17 protein-coding genes are annotated in these 20,538 nt (G+C 69.8%); 8 read left to right on the top strand and 9 right to left on the bottom strand.

Going from position 1 to position 20,538, the window contains the following annotated elements:
- Positions 1–50: 50 nt before the first annotated feature.
- The 3 genes from NDI65_RS09305 to NDI65_RS09315 form a co-directional block, all read right to left on the bottom strand.
- The gene (locus tag NDI65_RS09305) at positions 51–1,061 is read right to left on the bottom strand and encodes a HEAT repeat domain-containing protein (RefSeq protein WP_089780234.1); all 1,011 of its coding nucleotides are present in this window, start codon (positions 1,059–1,061) and stop codon (positions 51–53) included.
- Between the two features lie 87 nt (positions 1,062–1,148).
- Complete coding sequence (locus NDI65_RS09310; protein WP_089780232.1) at positions 1,149–2,405, bottom strand: PQQ-binding-like beta-propeller repeat protein; 1,257 nt, start codon at positions 2,403–2,405, stop codon at positions 1,149–1,151.
- Positions 2,395–3,585: a PQQ-binding-like beta-propeller repeat protein gene (locus NDI65_RS09315; RefSeq protein WP_089780230.1), complete on the bottom strand. Its 1,191-nt coding sequence runs from the start codon at positions 3,583–3,585 to the stop codon at positions 2,395–2,397. Before NDI65_RS09315 ends, NDI65_RS09310 begins: the two co-directional genes overlap by 11 nt.
- Before the next feature lie 127 nt (positions 3,586–3,712).
- Here NDI65_RS09315 and NDI65_RS09320 point away from each other — a divergent pair, with 127 nt between their 5' ends.
- Complete coding sequence (locus NDI65_RS09320; protein ID WP_310893606.1) at positions 3,713–5,002, top strand: PQQ-binding-like beta-propeller repeat protein; 1,290 nt, start codon at positions 3,713–3,715, stop codon at positions 5,000–5,002.
- Positions 4,999–6,222, top strand: a complete 1,224-nt coding sequence (locus NDI65_RS09325; RefSeq protein WP_089780226.1) for a PQQ-binding-like beta-propeller repeat protein — start codon at positions 4,999–5,001, stop codon at positions 6,220–6,222. Before NDI65_RS09320 ends, NDI65_RS09325 begins: the two co-directional genes overlap by 4 nt.
- A 66-nt stretch (positions 6,223–6,288) precedes the next feature.
- Here NDI65_RS09325 and NDI65_RS09330 read toward each other — a convergent pair whose 3' ends face one another.
- Positions 6,289–6,975 (bottom strand): helix-turn-helix domain-containing protein, encoded by a 687-nt coding sequence (locus NDI65_RS09330; RefSeq protein ID WP_089780224.1) that lies wholly within the window; start codon positions 6,973–6,975, stop codon positions 6,289–6,291.
- Between the two features lie 131 nt (positions 6,976–7,106).
- On the opposite strand from NDI65_RS09330, the gene NDI65_RS09335 reads away from it, so the two are divergent.
- From NDI65_RS09335 to NDI65_RS09350, 4 genes are all read left to right on the top strand, one after another.
- The gene (locus NDI65_RS09335; RefSeq protein WP_089780222.1) at positions 7,107–7,925 is read left to right on the top strand and encodes an alpha/beta hydrolase; all 819 of its coding nucleotides are present in this window, start codon (positions 7,107–7,109) and stop codon (positions 7,923–7,925) included.
- A 152-nt stretch (positions 7,926–8,077) separates the two neighbouring features.
- Positions 8,078–8,944 carry a hypothetical protein gene (locus NDI65_RS09340; protein WP_310893607.1) on the top strand — a complete coding sequence of 289 codons (867 nt, stop codon included), beginning with the start codon at positions 8,078–8,080 and terminating at the stop codon, positions 8,942–8,944.
- Positions 8,945–9,030: 86 nt separating this feature from the next.
- Positions 9,031–9,807, top strand: coding sequence for an ABC transporter ATP-binding protein (locus NDI65_RS09345; protein ID WP_089780219.1), 777 nt, complete (start codon positions 9,031–9,033; stop codon positions 9,805–9,807).
- Positions 9,804–11,435, top strand: a complete 1,632-nt coding sequence (locus tag NDI65_RS09350; RefSeq protein WP_089780217.1) for a hypothetical protein — start codon at positions 9,804–9,806, stop codon at positions 11,433–11,435. The genes NDI65_RS09345 and NDI65_RS09350 overlap by 4 nt, the downstream gene beginning before the upstream one ends.
- Positions 11,436–11,496: 61 nt before the next feature.
- Here NDI65_RS09350 and NDI65_RS09355 read toward each other — a convergent pair whose 3' ends face one another.
- The 4 genes from NDI65_RS09355 to NDI65_RS09370 form a co-directional block, all read right to left on the bottom strand.
- Positions 11,497–12,726 carry a PQQ-binding-like beta-propeller repeat protein gene (locus NDI65_RS09355; RefSeq protein WP_089780215.1) on the bottom strand — a complete coding sequence of 410 codons (1,230 nt, stop codon included), beginning with the start codon at positions 12,724–12,726 and terminating at the stop codon, positions 11,497–11,499.
- Positions 12,727–12,792: 66 nt separating this feature from the next.
- Positions 12,793–13,656, bottom strand: coding sequence for a DUF6293 family protein (locus tag NDI65_RS09360; RefSeq protein WP_089780213.1), 864 nt, complete (start codon positions 13,654–13,656; stop codon positions 12,793–12,795).
- Between the two features lie 542 nt (positions 13,657–14,198).
- Positions 14,199–14,606 (bottom strand): PPC domain-containing DNA-binding protein, encoded by a 408-nt coding sequence (locus tag NDI65_RS09365; protein WP_089780211.1) that lies wholly within the window; start codon positions 14,604–14,606, stop codon positions 14,199–14,201.
- A gap of 580 nt (positions 14,607–15,186) precedes the next feature.
- On the bottom strand, positions 15,187–15,912 hold the full coding sequence (locus NDI65_RS09370; protein ID WP_089780209.1) for an SDR family NAD(P)-dependent oxidoreductase: 726 nt from the start codon (positions 15,910–15,912) through the stop codon (positions 15,187–15,189).
- A 119-nt stretch (positions 15,913–16,031) separates the two neighbouring features.
- Here NDI65_RS09370 and NDI65_RS09375 point away from each other — a divergent pair, with 119 nt between their 5' ends.
- Positions 16,032–16,985 (top strand): LLM class flavin-dependent oxidoreductase, encoded by a 954-nt coding sequence (locus NDI65_RS09375; RefSeq protein WP_310893608.1) that lies wholly within the window; start codon positions 16,032–16,034, stop codon positions 16,983–16,985.
- An 82-nt stretch (positions 16,986–17,067) separates the two neighbouring features.
- Positions 17,068–17,892, top strand: coding sequence for a polysaccharide deacetylase (locus NDI65_RS09380; RefSeq protein ID WP_089780205.1), 825 nt, complete (start codon positions 17,068–17,070; stop codon positions 17,890–17,892).
- Between the two features lie 26 nt (positions 17,893–17,918).
- On the opposite strand, the gene NDI65_RS09385 is transcribed toward NDI65_RS09380, so the two are convergent.
- Positions 17,919–20,426 (bottom strand): ABC transporter ATP-binding protein, encoded by a 2,508-nt coding sequence (locus tag NDI65_RS09385; protein WP_089780203.1) that lies wholly within the window; start codon positions 20,424–20,426, stop codon positions 17,919–17,921.
- Positions 20,427–20,538 lie beyond the last annotated feature (112 nt).

Consider the following 20,538-nt stretch of genomic DNA (forward strand, 5'->3'; position numbering starts at 1 on the left):
ACCGCGCGTATCGCCTCCCGCGAGCGAGGCCGGAGAGCAGACGGGAGAGATCAGTGCGGAACGCCGCAACTCGGACACATCGGCGGCGCGCCCTCGGGGAGGTCGACACCGCAATGGGGACACTCGCCGTCCGCGTCGGGCGACGTAATCTCGGCGACCGCGTCCGCGGTCGTGTTTCGAACGCCGGCGAGCGTCCCAACGCCGTCGGCCGGCGAGTCACTGCCATCGCCGTCACCCGACGCCCGGAGAAAGCGGACCCGCTCGGCGACGAACTCGGCCGCCGCGTCTGACTCCGTATCGAGTACCGAGTCCGGAACCGTCACCGACCCGCCGCGCTCGCGGGCCAACAGCCCGAGTGCCTCGGCGGCGCGCCCCCGGACGAAGGCGTTCTCGTCGGCGAGCCGAGCGGAGAGCGCCGACCGACCCGCGCCGAGCGAGTCCGGGGCGTCACAGCCGACGGCCGCCATCGCCGTACAGAGGTGATATCGAACGAGTACGTCCCGGTCGTCGAGGTGTTCGACGAGCGTCGAGACGCGGTGGCGAAGCCGGCCGGGGTCGCCGAGCGCGACGCATTCGAGCGCCTTCGCCAGCTTCCGTTTCACCTCGGGTTCGTCGAACGAGAGGCCGACGCGGAGGTCCGCGAGCACCGCCGGCGAGGCGACCGCGTCGGGGTGTTCGAGCGCGACGTATCCCAGCGCCTCGGCCGACCGGGCGCGGACGAAGTAGAACTCGTCTTCGTCGGCGAGGCGCTCGGCGAGCGCCGGAACCGCGGGAGCGGCCGCATCGGGAGCGGCCTCCGCGACCGCAACGAGCGCCTTCGCGGTCAGCAGTCGAACGGCGCGCTCGTCGTCGGTGAGAAACGGCGTGACGGCGGGGAGGAACGACTCGAACGCGGTCGGCCGGTCGTCCGCGAGGTCTCGAAGTTCGCGGAGCGCCTGTTTGCGGTCCTCGGCCGACGCCGCCCGGAGCGCCCCGAGCGAGTCGCTCACCTTGCCGTAGGCGCGGTCCTCGACTGATTCGATGAGGCGCTCCAGCGGGGGTGCGCGGCGTGTGTCGTCCATCGGTTCGTGCTCCTCGTTGGCGCAGTATCCCCTCGGTACAGCAATAAGTTGGTTGGTGCATCGCGCGCCGCCAGCGCCGAGTGGAAGTCAGTCCAGCGGGAACCGCGCGACTGCACCGTCGCCGACGTACGAGACGAACACCGACGACGGCTCGACGCGGAGAGAGAGCCGACTGTACGATTCCGGTTCGTACGACCACCGCGACGCGCCGGTCTCGCGGGCCAGCACCTCGAAGCCCCGGTCCCAGACGGCGACGACGCGAGAGTCCGTGACGCCGAGTGAGTCGAGCGACGGGAGTCCGGTGACGGTCTGCCACCGTCGCGTCCCGTCGAGACCGAAGCAGTCGATTCGGCCGAGAATCCCGCCGTCGGGGTCGTCGACGCGGCTCCCGACGAACACCGCGTCGTCCGTGGCCTCGACCGCCCGAATCTGGTAGCCCGTGGGATTTTCCCACAGGCGCTCGCCGGTCTCCCGGTCGAACGCGAGCAGTTCCTGCCGCCCGCCGTCCCGGTCGCGGGTGAGGTACGCCTGCGACCCGAGCACCATCGTCCGTCCCACGTCGCCGATGGGGACGCGCCACCGAACGCTCCCGTCGGACCGTTCGAAGGCCGTCAGCGTTCCGTCCCTCGCGGCGACGACGAGTCGGGCGTCCGCGACCACGTTGGAATACCACCGCCGGGGCTCGGTCCGCCATCGAACGCTTCCGTCCGCCGGCGAGAGCGACGTGACGCGCGATTCGGTCTCGCTCACCGGCACGGGCACCACGAACGAGTCGTCGGTGACGCCGTTGAGGAAGTACGACGAGACGGCTCGTTCGAAGCGTCGGTCGCCGGTTTGCGGGTCGTAGCCCGCGAGCGTGTTCTCGGGGCCGGCGAGGTCGAGTTCGGCGACGAGCGATCCGGTGCGGACGAGTCGCGCTCGGTAGGGCGTGCCCTCGTCGCGCCAGAGTTCGTCGCCCGCCGAGTCGACGGCGTAGAGGTCGCCGTCGGTGCTGTGGACGTGGTACGGGCCGCCGGACGCGGGAGCGACGGGCCGCGCCTCTATCGGTCCGCCCGTCTCGAACCGGAGGGCGGTCGAGCCGTCCTCGCGCCGCAGGCCGTACAGCGCTTTGTCCTGCATCCCGACGAGAACCAGTTCGTCGGTGACGGCGGGCGGGCCGGCCATGAACGCGCCGTCGATATCGCGTCGCCAGACCGGTCGTCTCCCGCCGAGTCCGGGAATCGAACTACAGCCGGCGACGGCGAGCGAACCGACGGCCGCGAGGCCGCCGAGCACCTCTCGACGGGAAACGTTTCGGTCCCGGTTCCCGGTCGCCTCAGACCGGTCCGGACGCTCACTCGGCATCGAGCACCTCCGCGTCGAGGCGGGCGAGTTGCCACTCCTGTCCGACGTAGACGCCGTCGCCCGCGGCGACGGCCCAGTTCACCCTGCCGCCGTCGAGGTAGCCCTCGAACCGATATTCGTTGAGAAGCGTCCCGTCGGTCGCGTGGACGTACAGCGCGGTCGGGTCGAACGGGACGGTCCCGCTGTGCCCCCGGACGAGGATGTCCGACCCCACGACGGTCACCAGTCGGTCGCCGACGCGGGTCGGCCCGCAGGTCACGGGGGCGGCCAGCTCGTCCCGCCACAGCCGGGTGCCCGACTCGGCATCGAAAGCGTAGAGGAAGTAGTCCGCGCCGCCGACGTACACGCGGCCGTCGGAGACGAGCGGCCGGGCGAACACGGTGTTTCGGAGCGGCGCGCGCCACCGAACCTCGCCGGTCGCCGCGTCGAGCGCCAACAGCTCCTCGGTCGCGCTCCCGACGAAGGCGGTGTCGCCGGCGACCGCCACGGACGACGGCGACGGACCAACGTCGACGCGCCACGATTCGGAGCCATCGGTGGCGAACCGGCGGAGCGTCCCGTCGAGGACGGGCGCGACGACGCCCGCTTCGGAGTCGCCCACGGCGGAGGCAGGAGCAGGTGCGCCGGCGAGCGAGGCCGGAAGCTCGGCCCGGAAGCGTCGGTCGCCGTCCGCGCGGGACAGTCCGAGCAGTCGGTCCACCACGTCGTTCTCCGTGCCCGAGATGGGGAAGACGACGGTGTCGCCGGCGACGACCGGCGGGTACTGGACGACGCCCGGGTCGGCTCTGTCCACGCCCGTCAGTTCGGTGGTCCACGCTCGCTCGCCCGCCTCGTAGTCGACCGCCGCGGCCCGTCCCGCCTTCGAAAGCAGGTAGGCGCGGCGGTCGTCGACGCCGAGGGGCGACCGGTGACCCTTTCGACCGGTCACCGCCCAGCGCTCCTCGCCCGTCTCGGGGTCGACCGCTGTCACCATCGGGTCGTCGTGAAACGGGCTTCCAGTCCCGACGAGCAGGGGACCGGACGGCGGCCGGCGGGCGCGGGTCGGGGTTCGCACGTCCGCCGTCCACGCGGTCGGCATCGGAAGCGAGTCGTCGCGGCCCGTGAGGGTCGCGCAGCCGGCGAGACCGGCGGCGAGCGCCGGAATCGCCTTCAGCGCGTCGCGTCTCGAATAGGAGGGCATCAGCGAGGACGTGTGGCCCGACTGATAATACGTCTGTGGTTCCGACGGCGGCGCGACCGGTCGCGTCCGGCGAGTCCCCGAGCGGGGAGCCACGAAGGTTTTTATCCCGCGCCGAGACGGCGGGCGTATGCTCTCCAGACGCGAGGTGCTGGCCGCGGGCGGAGCCGCGCTCGCGGGTGGTCTCGCCGGCTGTGGCGGCTCCTCGCCGACCCCGGACGCGACGTTCGACGCCCCGACGACGGCGTGGCCGACCGCCGGCTACGACCCGCAGGCAACGGGTCGCGCCCCCGCCGGCCCGACCGAAGGAACCCTCTCGTGGAGCGTCTCGCGGGATGCCGCCGACCCGCCGCTCTACGGCGCACTCTCCCCGCCGGTCGTCGCCGACGGCACCGTCTACGTCGCCGGATTCGCCACCCACTATTACAGGCCGAACGACTTCGTGAGCCCGCTGGCCGCGATAGACGCCGCGTCCGGGTCGGTCCGGTGGGTCGAAGGCTTCGCGGACGGACTCGGCGGCGGCCCCGCGGTCGTCGGCGACGACTCCGGAACCGTCGTCGTCGGCGGGTACGACGGCGCGCTCCACGCCGTCGGAAGCGACGGGTCGAGCGGGTGGACCGCGGACCTCGGCGGCCGGCTCGGCACGCCGACGGCGTACGGGGACCGGCTGTACGTCGAAAGCGGGAGCGGTCGCCTGCACGCCGTCGGAAACGACGGGAGTCGGCTGTGGACCGCCGACCGGCCGGGGCCGGCAGAGCTTCTCGTCGGCCCGGACGAGCCAGTCGAGACGACGATGCCCGTCGCCGACGAGCGCGGCGTCTACGCCGCCTTCACACCGTTCGAGCGGGAGCGCGAGGCGGTCGTCGTCCTCGGCTACGACCACGGCGGCGGGCGGCGCTGGCGGACGGTGCTCGACGGGCGGTACGGCCGGTCGCCCAACGGCCTCGCCGTCACCGACGACGCGCTGTACGCGACCGTCGGCGGTACCGTCTACGCGCTGGACGCCGACACCGGCGAGGAGCGGTGGCGGTTCGTAACCGGCTCGGCGGTGGCAGGCCCGCCGACGGTCGACGACGAGCGAGTGTACGTCGGCGCGAAGAACCTCTACGCGCTCTCGCGGAACGAGGGCGTCGAACAGTGGCGCGTGGTGAACGAAGCGCCGCCGAGCCACGAGCGCGACCCGACGGCGCTCCCGTATCTCGCTCGTCCCCCCGTCGCCGACGGCCGGGTCTACCTCCGAACCGGGGCCTTCGACGCCGCCGACGGGACGCGGCTGTGGGGCGGCGACGCCGACGAGTGGCTCCAGACGGGGAACTACTTCGCCGAACCGTACTACAAGCGGTCGATGGCGTCTCCGGTCGTCACCGAGGACGCGACGTATCTGACCCACGCGCACCACGGGGTGGTGAAAGTCGCATGACCGACGCCGACCAGCGCCCGACTCGGCGACGGCTCTTGGCGAGTCTCGGAAGCGCCGTCGCCGTCGGCGCGACGGGCTGTCTCGGAACGCCGTCGGAGCACAACCCGACGAGCGGGGAGTGCCCCGAGTACGACCCCGTCGAGCCGGCGACCACGGACTGGCGCGGCGTGATGGGGCCGACGACGAACACCGGGGCCGTCGCGGCCGAGGCCGTCCCCGAGGGCGACCTCGCCATCGACTGGACGGTCCCCGTGGAGACCTACGTGGGCCACCACGTCCCGGTCGTCGCCGACGGCACCGTCTACGTCCACGACATGGACGACGAACTCTCCGCGGTCGACGCCGACACGGGCGAGCGAACGTGGACCAGACCGCTCACCGACCCCGAGCCCGCGCCCGCAGTCGGCGACGGAACGCTCGTCGTCGTGACCCGCGAAGAGACCCACGCCTTCGACGCGGCGACGGGTGACCGACGCTGGAAGCGGGAGGGACTCGGCGGCGGCATCTTCGGCGCGAGCCCCATCGTCGCGCGCGACACCGTCTACGTCCAAGCGGGCGTGGCGACGCGCGCGCTGGCGCTCTCGACCGGCGAGACCCGCTGGCGGGCCGCGACCGGGTTCCCGTCCGACTCGACGCCCGCCGTCGCCGGCGGCACCGTCTACACCGCCGGCGACGACACCTACGTCCGGGCGCTGGCCGCGGTTGACGGGACGGAGCGCTGGCGGGCGAAGACGAACGCCCGAATCGCGTGCAACGTCTCGGTGGTCGAGGGAACCGTCCTCGTCGGGACCGAGGCCGGGAGCGTGCTCGGATTCGACGCCGAGACGGGCGAACGGCGCTGGCGCTATCGGCTCGAACCGAGAAAGACGAGGGGCGAGAGTCGACCGAGACGGCCCGAGACCATCGCGACCGACGGGAGTCGAGTGTACGTCGCGACCGACGACCGACTGGTCACGCTCGCGCTGGCGGACGGCACTCGCTGTTGGGATAATCGGAGCTACGCCGGAAGCTATGCGAGCGGCATCGCCGTCGGCGCGGGGAGGGTGTTCGTCCCGACGCACGACGACAGCGGGGGAGCGGTAACCGTTCTCGACGCCCCGACCGGAAACACGCGACAAGAACTGGCCGCGGGCAAGCGCCAGCGCTTCGATATCGGCCCGAGCATCGCCGAGGGCGGCGTCTACTTCGCCGGCCGGAGCGCCGTCGTTCGGCTGAGTTAGGTCGGTCTTCGGGCGTGACCGACCCGAGTGGTTCGTCGAGTTCGTCGGTTCCGGTTCGTCGACCCGTCAGTTCGGAAGCGGCGGCCACGTCGTCGCCACCGTCTCGGCGATGAGCCGGGTCTGCGCCCGTCGGAGTCGCTCGGAGGCCGAAGAAGCGGTGATGCCGAGTTCGTCGGCGACCTCCCGCAGGGTGGCCCCGCGGGGGATGTCGAAGTAGCCCAGTTCGTACGCCGACCGGAGCGCCTCGTCCTGTCGGTCGGTGAGTCCCTCGCCCGGCGGTTCGGGGTCGCCGTCGCGGGCGAGGCGTCGGAGGTCGAAACCGGCGTTCCGCCGCCAGAACGACGCGAACCGCCCGAACGCGTCGCGGTCCGCGAACCAGCCGGTCTGTCGCCAGCCCGCAGGCCGGACCTCGATGCGCTCGATGATGGCGTCGGCGGTGGCGAGAGATTCCAGTCCGGCGAGGTCGTCGAGGCTGTCACCGAGCTGTTCTTCGAAGCTCCGCGCCGGGACGGCCTGATACCGGCGTGTCTCGCCCGACTCGCCGATTCGGGTCCAGTCGGCCACGTCGGGAGAGTCGTCGATGACGCTTTCGAGCGCCCGCGCCGACCCCCCCGTGACCGTGACGACGAACATCGGGCGCTCGCCGTGGTTGTACTGGAGTTCCAGCGCGAGCGTCGCCTCCGAGACCGCCGCCGCGACCCCGGTCAGCGGGAGCGCGTCGCAGTCGATGTCGAACTCGGCGATGAGACCCATACGTCCGCTCTCTCGGCGGTCGGTCATGGGCGTGTCGAAGCGGCCGAGGCGGCCGCAGTCTCGGGTCGTACTTAAACGGCCGCACGGCTGAGAGTGCGACTTAGCCGACGCCGGCGACAAGCGAGAGTGCGATGCAACCGATTCGATTCGAACCCGGAGCCGAACCGTCCGACGACCGATTCGGAGACGACACGCCGCTCCTGTGCTGTCACGGCGGGATGGCACCGCCGGCGTTCTGGGACCCGGTCGTCCCGCATCTCGGGGACTACGAGGTCGTCGTCCCGGAGCGACCCGGCTTCGGCACCTGTCTGGACGACGCCGAGTCGACGCCCGCCGAGGCGGTGCTGGAGCGCGAAGTCGAGTACGTCCGGGAACTCGTCGACGAGATTCATGAGGTGACCGGACGCGACCCGGTGCTGTTCGGTCACTCCTACGGCGCGCTCACCGCCCTCGAAGCGGCGACCGACGCGCGGGTGGCCGCCGTCGCCGCCTACGAACCGGCGGTGCTCCCGGAGGCGTACCGAAGCGAGGCGGACCTCTCGGAGCGCATGGCCGCGCTCGTCGAGGCGGGGGAGCGGCGCGAGGCGGTCAAGCGCTACGTCGAGCAGGTGCTCCACCCCGACGGCATCGACGACCTCGACGCGTGGCTCGACGAGTGGCCCGTCTGGCCCGACTGCGTCGCCCTCGCCGAGGAGGTCGTCCGGATGAACCGCGCCGTCGAGCAGTACCGGCTTCCGGCCCGCTTGGACGTTGACGCGCCCGCCGTGGTCTTGGCCGGCACCGACGGCCCCGACTTCCTCCGCGAGAGCGCACGAAACGTCCACGACGCCCTCCCGACCAGCCGGTTCGTGGAGTTCGACGCACTCGGCCACGGCGGCCCGGGTGACGACCCCGAACGAGTCGCGGCCGCCGTCGACGCGTTCCTCCGTGACCGGGCCGGTCACTCGTGAAGACGTCGAACACGGGGAGACCCGTGTAACGACAGTTGCAGAGAACGAGCCGTCTCGCGGTCGTCTTCGGCCGGCTCGCGGTTCGGGCCGCGGGCGGAATGAGAGGTCCTGTCAACCAAACATTGATTGTGCGGTGTCGAGACGTGGCCGGTATGGCAGCCCTCCAATCCATCGGTACAGCCGCCGGGTCCCTCAGACGGAACCCGATACTGTTCGCCGTCGCCGCGGCGTTCAGCCTGATTCAACTCCCGTCGGTGTTCGCGCAGGCGGTCAGCCCGTTCATCGGGAGCATCATCTCGCTGGGGTTCAGCGGACTCACGATATTCATCGCCCTGTTCTTCCTCGGCGGCGTCCTCGGCATGGCCAACGAGGCAATCGACGGTCGCACCTCGCTCGGCACGTTCGTCAGCGAGGGGAGGTCACACTACGTCTCGCTGCTCGTGGTGTACTTCTCCCTGCTGGCCGTCAATCTCGTGTTGTCGTTCGTCGGCGTCTTCGCCTCGGTGTTCGTCGGCATCGCCGTCCTCGGAGTCGGCGGGGAGACGAGTACCGTCGCGCTCGCGATTCTGGCCGTCGTCGTCCTCGCCGTGGCCCTCACCTACCTCGCCGTGGTGTTCGTCGTGCAGTTCTTCGGCCACGCCATCGTCATCGACGACCTCGGCGCGGTCGACGGCATCAAGCGAAGCGTCTCCTGCGTCAGGCGCAACATCGTCTCGGTCCTCGGCTACTCGGTCATCACCGGCCTCGGCGGCGTCCTCGCCGGCGCGTTCGCTGTCGTCATCTCGCTCCTGCTCACCCCGTCGCTCCGGCACCAAGGGACCGCGGTGGCCGGGTCGGGTACCGGCGCTCCCGCCGCGTCGGCGTTTTCGAGTCTCCCGACGGTCGGCGTCGTCGGCATGGTCGCCCTCGCGGTCGGACTCGTGCTCTTCAGCGGTCTCATCGGCGGCTTCTTCGCCGCGTACTCGACGGCGTTCTATCGGTCGATTCGCCCGACGAACCCCGAGACGACGACTCCCTGAGACGGCGGGCGAATCGACGCGGTTCTGTCGCTCGTGTATCAAGTCGCAACCGTTAGGCGTCCGGAGGGTGAATCGGGGGTCGTCCCATGCCCTCCACGAACGCGGCCGTCGCCATCGAAGCGACTGACCTCCGGAAATCGTACGGCTCCGAGGTCGCGCTCGACGGCGTCTCGCTGTCGATTCCGAGCGGAACAGTGTACGGCTTCCTCGGGCCGAACGGCGCGGGGAAGACGACGACGATGCGCATTCTGACGGGACTCTCGCAGCCGACCGGTGGCTCGGTCCGCATCTGCGGACTCGACGCGAGTGACCGTCGACAGCTCGCACCCCACGTCGGCTACCTCCCGGAGACGCCGCCGCTGTACGACGAGTTCAGCGCCCGCGAACAGCTCGACTACGTCGCCGACCTCCGCGACATTCCGTCGGAGACGGCCGAGACGCGCATCGACGACCTGCTCGACCAGTTCGACCTCGTCGGCGACGCGAACAAGCGCATCGGCACGTACTCGAAGGGGATGAAACAGAAGACCGCGTTCATCCAGAGCGTGCTCCACGAGCCGGACGTGCTGTTTCTCGACGAGCCGACCTCCGGGCTCGACCCCCGCGCGGCCCGGCAGATTCGGACGTCCATCGGCGACGTGGCCGACTCGGGGTCGACCGTCTTCCTCTCGACGCACATCCTCCCCGTCGTGGAGGCCGTCGCCGACGAGGTGGGCGTCCTGTTCGACGGTCGCGTCGTCGCCGAGGGGACGCCCGACGAGGTGAAATCGCGCGCCCAGACCGGCGGCGAGGGCTCGCTCGAAGACGCGTTCCTCGCGGTCACGAGCGACGAGCCGCAACTGTCGGGTGTCGAAGACGAATGAGCCTCCGACGAGACGTTCGCCACGGCCTGCGAATCGGGCGCGCCGAGTTCGTGCGGAGCCTCCGCGGATACGCCTCCGAGACGCGCCGAATCGTCGGGCTCCTGTTACTCCTGTTGTTTTTCGGCGGCAGCCTCCTGTTTTCGCTCCCGGTCGTCTACGTCGCCGGCCGAAGCGCGCAGTCGGTGACCGAGATTCCCTTCTTCGACCTCGCCGCCACCGGGGTGCCCGTGGCGCTCGCGGTTCTGGCGACGTTCCGAACGCTCGAACGCATCGGCCGCGTCGAACACGAGTCGCTCGTGTTGACGACGGTCCATCCGCGGGCCGTCGTCATCGGACTCATCGCGGCCGAAATCGGGCGCGTCGCCCTCTGGTTCGGACTCCCGTTCGCGGTCGTCGCCGCGACGTTCACGGCCGGTCTCGGCGCGCCGTCGCTGTTGGTGACGGCGGCCCTCGTCGTCGTCCCGCTCGCGTGCTGTACGACCGTCTGGGGCTACGCGGCCGGCATCGCCGTGCTCCGCGCGTTCGAGCGCCTGCCCGGCGTCCGGCGGATTCTCAAGGTCGTCGGCTTCGTCGCGACGGTCGCGTTCGTCCTCGTCTCGCAGTCGGTCGGCCGGTCGCTGGCCGACGGGTCGCTCCCGGTCGAGTGGCTGGCGGCGACGCTGGCGGTCGGCCCGCTCGGCGACTACCTCGCGCTCGCGTTCGTCGGAACGCCGCTCGCCAGACCGTTTTCTGCGGTCGCCGTCGCCACCTTCGCGGCCATCGTCGCGCTCACGCCCGTCGGCCTCGTCGTCGCCACCCGACAGGCGAGCGCGCTCTGGTTCACCGACCGCGCGACCGGTGGCGACCGAGGCTCGTCGGCGGCGGCGGACGCGGAGGCGAACGGCTCGCCCGGCGGCTTCTCGGTCCCCCGACCGCTGTCGGCGACGAAAGGCGGCCGCGTCGCGTGGGGCCTGCTCGTCCGCGGCGTCCGCCACCCCCAGAAGTTCACGCACCTCGTGATGCTGGCGTTCTTCCTCGGCCCGCTCGGGACGACCATCGTCCAGTCCTCGGCCGACGGTCTCGGGCCGCTTCTCGCGGCGAGCGGGGCCGGCCTCGGGACCTATCTGGCGGGCGCGACGTTCGGCCTCAATCCCCTCGGCGACGACCGCCCGCAGTTCCCGCTGTTGCTGTTGACGGCGACTGCGCCGCGGGCGCTGGTCCGCGGGCGCGTGCTCGCCGGGGTCGTCCTCGGCGTGCCGGTCGCCGCGGCGCTCCCGCTTTTGACCGTCGCCCTCGGCACGTCGCCGCTGTCGGCGGTCGGGTTCGCGCTCGTCGGCGTCTTCATGTGCGTCGCCGCCGCGGCCTTCGCGGTCGGCATCGGCGCGGCCTACCCGATATACGAGGAACGCGAGTTCTGGGGCGCGAAGACGGTCGTTCCCTCGACGCTCGTGTTGATGGCGTTCATGTTCGTCGTCGGCCCCGGCACCGTCATCGGCCTCGTTGCCACGTGGTTCGGCGTCACCGGCCACGTCTCGGCGACGCCGCTTCTCGCCGTCGGACTCGGCCTGTACCTCCTCGTGACCGTCGGCGTCTCCTACGGCTCGTACCGGTACGCGATTCGACGGTATCGGACGTACACGTTCGACTGACGGCGAGGCGGTTCATGGTCTCGCCGCGGGCGACAAACTCGACGACGACGGCCCGCGGCCGTCAGTCGGCCACGCGGAACACGCCGGGGTTCCTTCCGGTTCCGGCGAAGTAGAGTTCAGACCCGCGGACCGACAGACCGCCCGTCGGACGGGCGTCGAGCGCCTTCGACCACAGTTCCTCGCCGGACGCCGCCGAAATTGCGGAGATTCGGTCGTCGGTCGCCACGAACCGGGTGTCGTCGGCGACGACCGGCGGTCGGGAGAACGTATCCGCATCGAGCGACAGCGACCAGTTCGTCGCGCCGTCGGCGGCGTCGAACGCGGCGAGGCTCCCCCGCGAGGACTGGACGTGAAGCGTGTCGCCCGCGACGGCGGTCTGCGGGCTTCCGTTCTCCGGGAGCGGGATCGACGCCCGCCACTGCGTCGACCCGTCTTCGAGGGCGAGGGCGAACACGTTCCCGCGGTGGGCGTTGTAGTAGAGGTGAGCGTCGCCCACCGCGAATGGGACGCCGGTCTGCGGGATGTCCTCGCGTCGCCACCGCTCCTCGCCGGTCGCGGCGTCGAGCGCGGCGACGCCGAGGGCGAGTCCGTCGGCGCCGATTGGCGTGTAGACGACGCCGTCGCGGGCGACGAGTCCCGGCGACGCCCTGCCGGCGTCGTAGCTCCATCGCTCCTCTCCGGTCGCGGGGTCGCGCCCGAAGACCGTCGAGCCGCCGCCATCGACGAGCGTTCCCGCGGCGAGCACCGGCGCGTTCGCGGGAGTCCCGTACCCACCCTCGCTCGTCCGCCAGCACCGCTCGCCGGTCCGGGCGTCGTAGGCCGCGACGAACTCGGCGGTCGAGACGAACATCGCGTCGCCGGCGAGCGTGGGCGTGGATTTGCCGTACGCGTAGTCGATGGTCCACGCGTCGTCGGACTCGGCGGGAGCGGTCTCGGAATCGAGGTCGAGCGCGCGGTAGACCCCGTCCTCGCCCTCGCCGTCGCTGTAGCCGAGCACGCCGCGCCCGTCGGCGAGCGCGACCGACGTGCCGAGCGCCGCGTCGCCCGACGCGATTCGCTCGACGCTCGCGTCCGCCGAGGGCCCGGGGTCGGTCGTGTGGCCGGTGTTGGCGAAATCGCGCTGGTAGGTCGGCCACGCACCCGCCACGTCGCCGACGGGCGCGTCGCGTCGGTACTCGCGCTCAACGTCGAGGGCACTGAACGCGCGGGCGACACAGCCTGAGAGCGACGCGAGGGCGGTCGCGCCGCCGGCCGCGAGGACGGCTCTGCGCGTCTGCTTGTTGGAGGGCATATATGTCAGCATATCTTCTCGACTGTACTAACAGTTACCCTCGGGGTGCGAGAGTGGCGACTATCCCTACCGATTTTCGACGAGCGCGTCGACCGGGTTGTCGAGGGCGAAATCGACGTTCTCGGAGGGGTCTTCGGTCCGGGCTTCGAGGTCCGAGACGACCGATTCGGCCCGGTGGCGGAACGCGCGGAGCGTCTGTCTGCCCTCCTCCGTGAGTTCGAGATACCGTCGGGTTCCGCGACGGGTGACGGTGACGTAGCCCTGGTGTTCGAGCGTCGCGGTGACGCGGTTGTCGAGGACGTTGTAGTCGCCGGTGACGGGGTCGTAGTCGGCGGCGTCGCCGTCGACGCGGCCGCGCATGAAGTCGAGGCCGTAGCGGGCCGCCTCGGTGATGAGCGTCTTCTTCTTCGCGTGTTTGGCGTCGGTGTCGTGGGCCTCGATGATGGCGAGCGCGGCGACCTGGTCGGGTGAAGGAGAGTCGATTTGGTAGGTGGTCAGGAGCGACGCCCGCTCGAAGCCCTCAGTGACCGGCGCGTCGAGGCCGTGCGGCCGGACCTCGGGGTCGACGACGTAGGGTTCGGCGTCGGTGTGTTCGTCCATGCAGGCCATCGTCGCGCCGACGGCCGCGCGCTTGGTGCCGGCGGTGACGTTGACGCGGACGAAGTCGTCGGGGTGCCAGTCGGCGATGGTCGTAATCGCGCCCATCACCTCGTACATGTCGAAGAGGTCCAAGTATTCGACGTCCGGTGGGGAGCCGATTACGTCGGCGATGCGGTCGACGACCGCCTCGTGATACGTCGGGCGCTCGACCGACGGGTCGTCGTGTTCGAGGAGGTAGACCTTATCCGGCCGGTCGTCCTCGATGGGGCCGACGATGCGGTCGTGTTCGCGCCACAGGGGGACGATGTGAACGCGGAGGTGTCGTTTCATCTATCACTCTCGGCCACGACCCCCCGCGTCGAAAGTCATTCGATTGGGAGATTCTCGCACGAGCCGGCGGTAGAGCGCCTGAAGCCACACATACCGACGTACACATGCTACTCACGCTACTCACGTTACACACGGTAGTAACCGAGGAACCGACAATGTGGGGTACCGACTACGAATAGTTGCCGCCGGCCGCACTCAGACGGAACGGCGGTTGCCCCGCCGACGGCGACGCGACCACCGGTCCCCGGCCGCGTCCCCGCGGCGGAACCCGCGTCGGCGGACGCCCCCCGGAACCCTCGTTCGGCGCGTTCGGGGCGCCGGCCAGTCCGCCGACCGCACGCCCCCCACCCCCTCGCTTCGGCCCTCCACCACCGGCCGACGCCCCGACAGCGCCGACTTTTCTTCCCCGGACCGTCTCACGTCGCCCGACGAGCGCGGCGCTCTCGACCCGCGACAGTCGCACAGAAAAGAAACCGGGTGTCCGCACCGCGGCTCGCTCGGTTCGGTTCAGTTCGGCTCGGCTCGGCCCAAGCTGGGCCAGTTCAGATATCGAACACGTCGAGTCCGGTCCGCTCGTCGAGGTGGTGGGTCAACGGCGTCTCGCCGAGGTGGATGACGACCTCGAACGTCCCGGAGACGCGCGCGCCGGAACAGTGGCCGCCGAGCGTCTCGAAGTCGCGCGTTCCGACCTGAATGTGCGTGTGAATCTTGTCGGGGCCGATGTTGCCGAGGAAGCTCGTCACCTCGAACTGGCCCGTGAACTCCTCTTCGAGGTACTCCTGATCGTCCACGTCGTAGTGGCCGAGCGTGACGGAGTCGACCGCACCGATACCCGTGAGAAAGCCGTGTTCGATGTCGAACTCGTCGCGCACCGACGCGAGCGAGTCGAGGACCTGTTCGCCGGGGTCCAACCTGACGACGACCGTGTCGTCTTCTTTGACGTAGTCCATGATTGTGCCCGAGGGTCCGGTACAGCGGCGGCTGCGTAATATGTTTTGAAAGACTCAACGTTGCGGGCCAACGGTGGTGTCAGAGTACTCGATTATCTGAGTGAACTACAAACTAATCAATTTTTGTATATATTCGTCCGAGCTCTCTCGACACTCGACTGGCCGGTTTCGCATCGACCAGAGACCACTATCCCCGTCTCCTCATTCATCGGGGTCCCCGGGTTACCAGCCCGCTATAGACGCTTTCTCCTCGGATAGACGGGAGCAGTCGGTAGCATCGCCGTCGAAATCTCGGACTACCGACACGGTCATTCAGTCCAACCACGCTCGTCCGGTCGTCACCTCGGACACACGGACATGGAGAAAGGACCAAGGGCAGATTTAGGGCGGTCTAGCGCGTTTTCCCGCCGGATTGCGCTATCGCGGCCACCGACGAGACTCACCGATGGCGAGTCGTGCAAGAATTGAAAATCAAAACGACACATTCAAAATTATATATAAAATTTATTCTGATATGTTCGATATCAGTCGGCTCAGTCGGCGCGACGCGGAACCGCCCCTGAGTACATCGCACGTCGCGTCACCGGAGCATCGACCCGCCGTCGACCGTCAGCACCGTGCCCGTCATATAGCTCGCGCCGTCGCAGAGGAACGCGACCACGTCGGCGACTTCCTCGGGGGTTCCGATGCGTTCGAGCGGGAGGTCGGCGGCGTACTCGGCGAGCGCCGCTTCGGTCCAGAGGTTCGACTCGGTGAGAAGCGGCGTCTCGACGAGTCCCGGCGCGACGCAGTTGACGCGCACCTCGGGGCCGAGCTGTTTCGCCAGCCCCTTCGTCAGCCCGAAGACGCCCGCCTTCGACGAGGAGTAGTGGACGCCGCCGGTGGCGCTCCCGCGGAGGCCGGCGACGCTCGATACGTTGACGATGGCTCCCTCGCCGCGTTCGACCATCCCCGGGGCGACGGCGCGGGCGACGACGTACTGCCCTTTGAGGTTCACGCCGAGGACGCGGTCCCACTCGTCCGGGTCGAGGTCCGCGAGGGAGACGGCCCGCGAGATGCCCGCGTTGTTCACGAGCGCCGCCACGTCGGCGACTGATTCGACCGCGGCCACCGCGTCCGCGACCGCGTCGGGGTCGCGAACGTCAACCGCGAACTCGTGGACGCGCTCGTCGTCCCAGTCGTTCTCGCCGGTCGCGACGTCGAAGCAGGCGACGTGGTCGTAGTCCGCTCGGAGTCGCTCGACGACCGCCCGACCGATACCGCTGGACGCGCCGGTCACGATTGCCGCGCGCTGGTGGTCCGTCATGTTGTTCCGGAGGGCGCGAACCGTAGTACGTGTTGGGGTGACGGCGAGTGAAGTGTAGCAGCGGGTGACGCGATGCGAGAAGTGGTAACTGTTTTCGTGGTCGCGCGTGAGCCGTTCGTATGCAGTTCGCAGTCAACGTTCCGACCAGCGCCGGCGACTCGGTTCACTCCCAGTTGGCGTTCTGCGACGAGATCTCGTGGGACGCGCAGGTCGAGTTCGCCGTGGCGATAGAGGGCCTCGGCTTCGACGGCGTCGCAGTCCCCGACCACGTCATGACCGGCACCGGCCCCACGACGGAGTGTTTCGTCACGCTGGCCGGTATCGCCCGCGAGACCGAAGACGTGTACCTCTACCCGAAGACGGTGAACAACCACTTCCGAAACCCCGCGCTCCTCGCCAAGCAGGCCGCGACCCTCGACGCCGTGAGCGACGGACGACTGAAACTCGGGATGGGAGCCGGCTGGAAGGAGAGCGAGGCGCGGGCCTACGGCTACGACTGGCCGGACGCGCCGACTCGCCTCCGGATGCTGGAGGAGTCGATTCGGATGCTCAAGCGCCTGTGGACCGAGGAGACGGTCAGCTTCGACGGCGACTACTACAGCCTCGACGAGGCGATGTGCCGGCCGTATCCCGTCCGAGACCCGCACCCGCCCATCATGGTCGGCGGCGGCGGCGAGTCGTTCACCCTCCGAATCACCGCCCAGTTCGCCGACTCGTGGAACTTCTGGGGGCCGCCGGAGGTGATGCGACACAAACTGAACGTGCTGGAACGCCACTGCGAGGGCTACGGCCGGCCGTTCGAGGAGATAGAGCGCTCGTGGTTCGCGCGGTGTCTGATACGCGAGGACGAGGCGGAACTCGACGCCCTCCTCGACGAACACTTCCCGCGGTTCAAACCCGAGAACGTCGCCGACAGCGAGTACCCGCTCGTCGGCACGCCCGAGCAGGTCCGCGAGCGACTGGAGACGTTCGATGGGATGGGCTTCGGCGAAGTCGTCGTCGAGTTCGTTGACTTCCCCGAGACGACGAGCGCCGAACTGTTCGCCGAGCGCGTCGCGCCGGCGTTTCGGTAACTCGCGAGGCAGGAGACGATAGGTCGCCGGACGGGAGTGCGGCATGGAAACAGCTATCACATCGATTTTCGTAGGTCGAAGCGTGACTCACCACAGCGTCTGCCTCACGTTCGACTTCGACGGCGTCTCCTCGTGGATACACTCCTTCGGGTCGCCGGACAGCCCGACGAAACTGTCGAGAGGACTGTTCGGCGTCGACGTGGGCGCGCCCCGCGTCCTCGACCTCTTGGACGAGTTCGGCGTCGAGGCCACGTGGTTCACGCCGGGCCACACCATCGACAGCTTCCCCGAGGCCGCCGAGGAGGTGTGGAGCCGCGGCCACGACGTCCAGCACCACGGCTGGTCGCACACCCGCCCGCGACAGTACGAGTCGAGGGCGGCCGAGTACGACGACGTGAAACGCGGCGTCGAGAGCATCGTCGACCTCACGGGCCGGCGGCCGACCGGCTACCGCTCGCCCTCGTGGGATTTTTCGACCCACACGCTCGGCATCCTCGACGAACTCGGCTTCGAGTGGGACTCCAGCCAGATGGCGACCGACTTCGAGCCGTACCGCGTCCGCGAGGGGTGGGCCGCGCCCGCCGACGCCCCCTTCGAACGCGGCACCGAGACCGACATCGTCGAGGTGCCCGTGTCGTGGCAACGCGACGACTTCCCGGCGTTCGCGTTCAACCGCGAGCGGGGCTACGCGAACGAGAAAGCGGTGTTCCGCCAGTGGCGCGAGCAGTTCGACTGGATGGTCGACAACGTCGACGGCGGCGTGTTCGTCCTCACGATGCACCCGCAGGTCATCGGGCAGTCCCACCGGCTCGCCCGGCTCGAATCGTTCGTCGAACACGTCGCCGACGCGCCGGGCGTCGCCTTCGAAACCGTGGGCGAGGTCGCCGACCGATTCGGGTCGGCGTGAGGACGAAGTAAAGGCGGCGGCGCTTTTCAGGAGTAGTGGTGACAGCTGACGATACGGTCGAGTCCGCCGGGCGAGTCCAGCGTCGGCACCTCGGAGGTGCAGACGCTCGGCTCGACGAACGTCTCGGTCAGGAGCGACGCGGCGTCGCGCCACGCGCCATCGGCCGCGAGCGAGAGCGCGTGCTCGACGGTCGCGCCGGCGTCGCCGGCTGGGAGGCCGTCTGGGAAGTAGGTCGCGCGAGCATCGTCGGCGACGACGTCCGGGGACTCGCGCTGGACGGCCCTGACGAACCGGCGCACGCGGTCCCACTCGTCGTCACCGAGGCCGAGTTCCGCCGGGGCGACGAGACTCGGACACCGGGTGTGGAACCGACAGCCGGTGGGCGGATGAATCGGCGACGGGACGTCGCCGGACAGCGGGACCGTCTCGCGGGACACCCGCGGGTCGGGCACCGGAATCGACGAGAGGAGCGCCCGGGTGTAGGGGTGCTTCGGCGACTCGAACAGGTCGTCCTTGTCCGCGAGTTCGACCAGTTCGCCGAGGTACATCACGGCCACGCGGTCGCAGACGTGGCGGATGACGCTCAGGTCGTGGCTGATAAACAGGTACGTCAGCCCGAACTCGTCCTGAAGTTCCTTCATCGTGTTGAGCACCTGCGCCTGCACCGACGCGTCGAGTGCCGAGGTCGGTTCGTCGCAGACGATGAAGTCGGGGTCGACAGAGAGCGCCCGCGCGAGGTTGACCCGCTGGCGCTGACCGCCGGAGAACTGGTGCGGATAGCGGTTGTAGTGGTCGGCGTCGAGACCGACCGTCTCCAGCAGTTCGCGCGCCCGCCCCTCGCGGTCGCCCTCGTAGAGCCCGTGGGCCCGCATCGGCTCCTCGACGGTTTCGCCGACGGTCATCCGCGGGTCGAGCGACGCCTGCGGGTCCTGAAAGACGAACTGCATGCGCTTGCGGCGCTTCCGAAGCTCCTCCTTCGACAGTTCGGCGAGGTTCTCCCCGTCGAAGACGATGTCGCCGGACGTCGGGTCGACCAACCGGAGGAGCGTCCGCGCGAGCGTGGACTTCCCGCACCCGGACTCGCCGACGAGGCCGAGGGTCTCGCCGGGCAGGATGTCGAACGAGACGCCGTCGACCGCGCGGACGTGCTCGCGGTCGGCCGAGAAGGGGAGCAGCCCCGCGTCGCGGTCGAACCGGAGGCGGTCGAGGAAGCCGTCGCTCGCGTCGAAGTACTTCCGCAGGTCGCGCACGCTGAGCAGCGGGTCGGCGTCCGGGTCGACGGTGGAGCCGTTGCTGGCGGCGGCGGTAGCGTCAGGGGCGTCGGTGGGGCCGGTAGCGTCGGTGGCGGCGTCACCGGCGGAATCGGAAGCCGACTCGGCGGCGGTCGAAGCCGACACCGACTCGGCGTCGTCGAGCGGGACGCTCTCCCAGTAGCCCGCCTCGGCGAACGCGTCGTTGCGCAGGCACGCCGCTCGGTGCGGCGCGGCGGCGACTTCGGTGAGAGCGGTGCCGTCAGCGGTTTCTACGTCTCGGGCCTGTTCGCTCCCGCCGTCGACGACGCGGGCGTCGGGGTGGGCGTGCAGACACGCCTCGCGGGCGTGAGGACACCGCGTGTGGAAGCGGCAGCCCTGCGGCGGATTGATGGCTTCCGGCATGATGCCCTCGATGGGCGACAGGCCGTCCACGTCGCGGTCGGGCCGCGGAATCGACCCGAGGAGCGCCTCGGTGTAGGGGTGTTTCGTGTCGTGAAAGAGGTCGTCGACGGTCGCCTGCTCGACGATTTCGCCGAGGTACATCACGGCCACGCGGTCGCATATCTCGGCGACGACGCCCATGTCGTGGGTGACCCAGACGAACGACGTGTCGTAGCGCGCCGCGAGGTCCTTCACGAGGTCGAGAATCTGCGCCTCGACGGTCACGTCGAGCGCGGTGGTCGGCTCGTCGGCGATGACGAGGCTCGGTTCGCACGCGAACGCCATCGCGATGAGGACGCGCTGGCGCATCCCCCCGGAGAACTCGTGGGGGTAGTCGTCCATCCGGCGTTCGGCCTCGGGGATGCCGACCTCGCGGAGGCGCTCGACCGCGATGGCCTCGGCTTCGGCCGCCGACACGTCGCGGTTGAGCCCGATAATCTCGCTCAACTGCTCGCCGACGGTGAACACCGGGTTGAGGCTCTCCGTGGGGTCCTGAAATATCATCGCGATTTCGCGGCCCCGGACGCGCTCGCGAATCTCGCGGCTCGACAGCATCTCGGGGTCCTGCCGGGGTTCGCCGTCGGGGTCGTCGCCGCGCTCGACGCCGACGAGCAGGTCGTCTTCGAAGCGGACCTCGCCGTTGACGATGACGCCCGGCGAGTCGATGAGGCGCATGATGCTCCGCGCCGCGACGCTCTTTCCCGCGCCGCTTTCGCCGACGATACCGAGCACTTCGCCGCGCTGTACCTCGAACGAGATACCGTCGACGGCCCGGACGGTCCCCGCGTCGGTGCGGAAGTGGGTGTGCAGGTCGCGGACGGTGAGTAGCGTGTCAGACATTGGTCGTGGAATCGTGGGGGGCGCCGGTGCGTGAGATGGGTGCCTCTGCAGAACCGCGAGAGCGAGTTCCGACGCCGCCCCGAGTAGGGAGCGGTGGTTCGGCGGGCGAGCG

The sequence above is a fragment of the Haloferax sp. S2CR25 genome (assembly GCF_031624535.1).
Lineage (GTDB): Archaea > Halobacteriota > Halobacteria > Halobacteriales > Haloferacaceae > Haloferax > Haloferax massiliensis.